Raw genomic sequence first — 3007 nt, 5'->3', positions numbered from 1 at the left:
CAAATAAAACTGTGGATTGAGGATTTTAAATTCCAATCATTAGCCAATGAACTTACGAGAGTAAATCAGGTTACTTGTGATGAAAAGTACACCCAGCTATTAGTAGCTCGATTTAGAAAAGGAATTTTGATTATTGATGAATACGTAGAAAGGAATTATGAGGATTTATTTATTTTTACTGCTAAGCTTTATACGTTAAAGAATATAAGCATTACTTTTATATGAAGAAAGTGCTGCTATGGGAAGTGAAAAATCACTAAAAGAATATTTAATTGTCCTAATATTCATTTTCCATGTCTGGAAATTCTCCCAATGATTCACTAATGAAGTTACCTAGTAAACCTGTTAGCCTTGTAAATGGCCTGTTTTTATCCTAAAAAACTACTAACAGGGGGTTTGTAAATGAATAAACTATTTCTTTTTGCGGTCACAATATCACTAATTATTGGGTCATATAGCGTGTTTCCTACACACCATTTTAAGGCTGCGACAGTAGATCAAAAGGCTGCTGAAACATTGACACATAAAAAAGTTGAGGTCGACACGAAAGTATCGTCATCGACTGATAATCGGTTTATAAACGAAGAAGAAAAGAAGCTGCTTGCACGACTTGTCCAGGCAGAAGCAGAAGGCGAGCCGTATGAAGGTAAGGTTGCCGTTGCAGATGTTGTATTAAATCGTGTTGAGCACAAACAATTCCCAGACACAATCAAGGATGTTATCTATCAAAAGAATGCTTTTGAACCTGTTCAAAATGGTTCGATTAATGAACCAGCAAGCGATGAAGCAGTTAAGGCCGTTGAAGAAGCCCTAGTCGATCAGGGGAAAAACGAAGAACTGCTTTACTTCTATAACCCAGAGACTGCGACAAGTGATTGGATCTTTTCCCGTGAAGTTGTGAAAAAAATCGGCAATCACTCATTTGCTATTTAAAAGGCGCGATCAGCAAAAATGCTGCGCGCTTTTTGTTTGTAAAAAAATCATAGCTGCTCCTATATAAAATCTCCGTTTGAAAACAGATTTATACAGGATCAAAAGGTCAGATTGTCGAATAGCACATTGGAATTTTGAAATGACAGTAAAATCATTTTTAATAAGAGCACAACTAATATAAAATAGCATTACATATGTGATCCCAAAAAATCTTGATACTGAGATGAATCCAACTTTTTTAATATAAAAAGGAAGTGTTTAGGTGAGGAAGCATTCTGTACGATGGGCATTAATTTTATCAGCCTTTTCTTTTTTAATCATGCTTATAGGGCTTGGTTGGACGGTTCAAAACCAATTTTTCAGCAGGGGTGAGACTTCAGATGTAATAAAGAAGGTTGAACCAGTTGCGGAAGAGTCAACAAAAGCGGGGAAGGTTGTCGTCGCATTGGGTGACTCGCTTACTAGAGGTACAGGAGATGCGAGCGGAAAAGGGTATATTGGTTATTTAGTGGCTGAGCTTGAGGAAAAATCTAAAGAAAAAATCACGATCCATAACTACGGGGTAAAAGGTTATCGCTCCGCGCAGCTGTTAAATCAAGTGAAGCAGGCAGAGATTCAAAGGCAAATCAAAAATGCAGATTACATACTGATTACGATTGGCGGCAATGATCTTTTTCAAAGCGGACAAACGTTCATGAATCTTGACGCCAAAAAGATTGCTCAGCTTAGACAGGGCTATATTAAGAACCTTGAGGCGGTATTAAAGGAACTGAGATCAATCAATAAGGAGGCAGTTATCTTCCAGATTGGCCTTTATAACCCTTTCATTGACTTGAATGATGCTGAGGCCACAACAAAAATAGTCAGAGAATGGAACTTTGAGACAAGCAAGCTTCTGGATATGGATCAGAAGACCATCTTTGTTCCGACATTTGATTTGTTTCAGATTAGTGTGAATGATTACTTGTATACAGATAAATTCCATCCGAACGCAGAAGGCTACAGGCTGATTGCTGAACGGGTTGCATCATTGATTTCATGGTAGGGGGGATGGAGAATGAGTGAGATTACGCTTTCGGTAAAAGGGCTGAAAAAGAGGATTGGCAAAAAGGAAATCATTAAAGGTCTTGATTTTGAACTCAAAAGAGGGGAAGTCTTCGGATTCCTTGGACCAAACGGTGCCGGAAAAACGACGACAATCAGGATGCTGGTCGGATTGATCAGGCCAACATCCGGTTCGATAGAAATATGCGGTTACAACGTTGAGAAGGATTTTACAAAAGCCATGACTCAAATGGGATGTATCGTCGAGAACCCTGAATTATACTCCTATTTGACGGGCTGGGAAAATCTCGAGCACTTTGCCCGGATGCTCCCTAATGTTGAGCCCTCTTATATCGATGAGGTTGTCAAGCTTGTCAGGCTGGAGGAAAGGATTCATGATCCTGTGAAAACCTATTCCCTGGGGATGAGGCAGCGACTTGGAATAGCCCAGGCACTGCTTGGAAAACCAAAAGTGCTGATCCTTGATGAACCGACAAACGGATTAGATCCAATGGGCATCAGGGAAATGCGCAGCTTTATTCGATTCCTTGCTGAGGAAGAAGGATTGACCGTTCTCGTCTCAAGCCATCTGCTGAGTGAGATTCAACTGATGTGTGACAGGGTTGCGATAATTTCGAGAGGTACTGTGATTAAAGTGGACACCGTAGACTCTCTTCTTGCCCTCCAGGAACGGGTCATTTGGCGGGTTGAGCCTCATAAAGAGGGGAAGGAAATTTTAGATGGACTTACCTCTGTAACGGATGGACCGGATGGGACATTAATTACGCCGTACAGTGAGAGTAATGCCTCTACATGGAACAAGGAACTTGTTGATCATGGAATCTTGGTAAAAGAAATGAATCGAAAGCTTCCTGCTTTAGAGGATCTCTTCCTTGAACTGACTGGAGGTGAATCCATTGATTAACCTCGTTAGAAATGAAATGCTAAAAATAGTGCGAAAGAAGAGAATTTTGGTCGTTGCGGCCATTATTGCTGTCCTTGTCGCTATGTTCACCTATTCCCAATACAG

The 3007-nt window shown here is 40.2% G+C and carries 3 protein-coding genes and 2 pseudogenes; all 5 read left to right on the top strand.

Features of this window, described 5'->3' with window-relative positions:
* Positions 1–225 (top strand): annotated as a pseudogene (locus WB217_RS06470) (hypothetical protein); the annotation flags it as partial.
* A gap of 177 nt (positions 226–402) precedes the next feature.
* Positions 403–933, top strand: coding sequence for a cell wall hydrolase (locus tag WB217_RS06465; protein ID WP_423991763.1), 531 nt, complete (start codon positions 403–405; stop codon positions 931–933).
* A 262-nt stretch (positions 934–1195) separates the two neighbouring features.
* A complete protein-coding gene (locus WB217_RS06460; RefSeq protein ID WP_423991761.1) occupies positions 1196–1978 on the top strand; it encodes an SGNH/GDSL hydrolase family protein in 783 nt (260 codons plus the stop codon).
* A gap of 12 nt (positions 1979–1990) precedes the next feature.
* The gene (locus WB217_RS06455) at positions 1991–2902 is read left to right on the top strand and encodes an ABC transporter ATP-binding protein (RefSeq protein WP_423991759.1); all 912 of its coding nucleotides are present in this window, start codon (positions 1991–1993) and stop codon (positions 2900–2902) included.
* Positions 2895–3007, top strand: a pseudogene (locus WB217_RS06450) (ABC transporter permease); the annotation flags it as partial. The gene WB217_RS06455 and the pseudogene WB217_RS06450, both read left to right, overlap by 8 nt.

The organism is Mesobacillus sp. (genome assembly GCF_049588175.1).
In the GTDB taxonomy this organism is placed as follows: Bacteria; Bacillota; Bacilli; order Bacillales; family Cytobacillaceae; genus Mesobacillus.
This window is presented reverse-complemented; position numbering and strand designations above follow the sequence as displayed.

Coding starts and splice junctions, on each gene's coding strand:
- WB217_RS06465 (WP_423991763.1), top strand. CDS start 403: ATGAATAAACTATTTCTTTTTGCGGTCACAATATCACTAATTATTGGG.
- WB217_RS06455 (WP_423991759.1), top strand. CDS start 1,991: ATGAGTGAGATTACGCTTTCGGTAAAAGGGCTGAAAAAGAGGATTGGC.